Genomic DNA, 1,977 nt, shown 5'->3' with positions numbered 1-1,977 from the left:
AGTGCGCGCAGCTTGATCCAGGCGCACTGATTGAACGAAGCCACTGCAGGTACAACCGCGGTTCGTGAACAGTTTTTGAAGATAACGTAGCGAAATACCGACCTCACGCGTTCCAGAGTGGCCACGAACGCCGCCGCGCGGCTCGAATCCAAGGCCACGGATCAGACGCTGGCGAGGCAGCTGCAGAGTAATCCACTGTTCGTGGCCATCATTAAGATACGTCACTGGGCGGGCACAATTTACGAACGCGACATCTCCCACCGCCAGTGCTACGGCCTGATCATCTTGAATGATCGTTGATCGTCCAGCGACCTGAAATACGGCAAAGCAGTGATCAAGGCCGTCAAGGCGAATATCCCTTTGTGTCCGTTCGCAATGGCATTTATTGTTCCTAATCTCCGACGCATTAAGTCCGAAGATGTCCCGGGGGCGAACCCTGCCGGCAAAGGCTTTAGGGTTGTCTATCGTGTGCAGCCCATAGATCGGGCGCAACAGATCCCTCCACTGTTCGTAATTTAACTCTGGAGTCTGCAGAAGGTCAGAACTCCACATCAGAAGGTCAGCACTCCGCATCGTCGCAAAGATCCTCTAAGACTGTGATTTGAAGCTCTTAGAGAGGACCCCAATCCGACTCTTCAACGGCATGCGCAATCAAATCTTGGAGAAGCGCGCGATCGTGACAGCCGGGGGTCATCGAGCAGTGATGGGTTGAGCAGCGCTGAAACGATCGGGTCGCCAGACTTAAAGATGGAGGCCAAAGTCACAGGTAAATGAACCACGCCGAATGCCGATCAGCACCGCAATAGTGACAACGACCCGGATAAAAACGATTTTTCAGGAAAGCGAACCCTGCCGAGAGGGTTGAGAGGCGCCGGGAATGGGTTAGTTGTTAGCGCGTACCGATACGTTGATCTCGCGGGCAGAAGCCGGAAAAATGCTCCGCGTCCAGCATTCCTATTGCGTCCGGTTCTCACCTGGTGCGTCTCAGCGTCGTTCCGCTGTTTTGGTTCTCGCGATCACCTGGTGAGCCCTTCACGGTTCCTTTATCACCCTGTTTTTCGTCGCCCTTCTTCTTCCACAAACCCGCCGATAGCGGATCCGCCGCGGCTTACGCCTTCTTGTCCGCGGCGACCCTCACCTTGGCGCCCTCGGCGAGATCGACAGAGCAGCACGCTCTCGCCCTGCTTCACCCCCGCGCACCTCGATCTCGGTGCCGAGATCGCGGGCCACAGCGACCTTCCGCAGGCGAGGCACACCATTCTGCACCGGCGACATGCACGCCGCTGGCATTCTCCAGGTCAAGTATCCGAATTCCTCAGGCGACGCCAGTGCGTGACGCAAGGCACGAAAGGGTCCGTTAGACCCGCCGCCGCCCGCTCGGCGGCCTATGGCTTACGACGGCAAGCTGGACGTGAGAGCCTGCCGAAATCAAGGCGCCTAACCGCGATGGCTTCGTACCAGATCCGGAGTTCGATCCAAAACTGTTCAGGAAGAAGTGCGATGAGAATCGCAAAAGCTGTCATCGTCGCGTTAGTCGCGCTTACGCTATTGGGAGAGCATGGCATGTCTGCTGATGGATTGATCACGACGCGTGGCGGCTTCGACGGCGGAGAGTTAGGCTAATCTTCAGACAACTTCTCCGCCGGCAGTCATCGGCTTCAGCGATACTGCCCGCTCATTAACCTCTCGCACGATTTCTTCGGATGAGCGGATGCTGCCGCAAATAGCGGGAGGGGCTTGCGCTGCCATATTGGCGAGTTCGAATAACCGGAGTTGGTCGTTTGGCCGCCGTCGCAAGGTTAGGGACATATATGCCCGGTCGTTAAAGCACTCGCGCATGCGCTTAAGCCGGAGAGCGCATATGTCGCCGGCGGCGTCAGGAATGAGGACGCCGATCAATCCGTCGCTGTAGAGAACAACGTCATTCCATTCGAGGTGGAAACTTGCCTTTGCCTCCGCGCTGCTTGCCAAGCGACA

General features: G+C 57.1%; 1 protein-coding gene and 1 pseudogene. Both read right to left on the bottom strand.

Annotation, left to right across the window (positions count from 1 at the left end):
• Positions 1-492, bottom strand: a 492-nt coding sequence (locus tag CWO89_RS43685) for an AraC-like ligand-binding domain-containing protein (protein ID WP_207234704.1), incomplete at its 3' end; no start/stop codon positions are given.
• 1,242 nt (positions 493-1,734) lie between these two features.
• Positions 1,735-1,977 (bottom strand): annotated as a pseudogene (locus CWO89_RS47385) (hypothetical protein); the annotation flags it as partial.

This window comes from Bradyrhizobium sp. Leo170 (genome assembly GCF_004296405.1).
Taxonomy (GTDB): domain Bacteria; phylum Pseudomonadota; class Alphaproteobacteria; order Rhizobiales; family Xanthobacteraceae; genus Bradyrhizobium.
The sequence above is the reverse complement of the archived record's forward strand: the minus strand, read 5'-3'. Positions and strand labels throughout refer to the sequence as shown.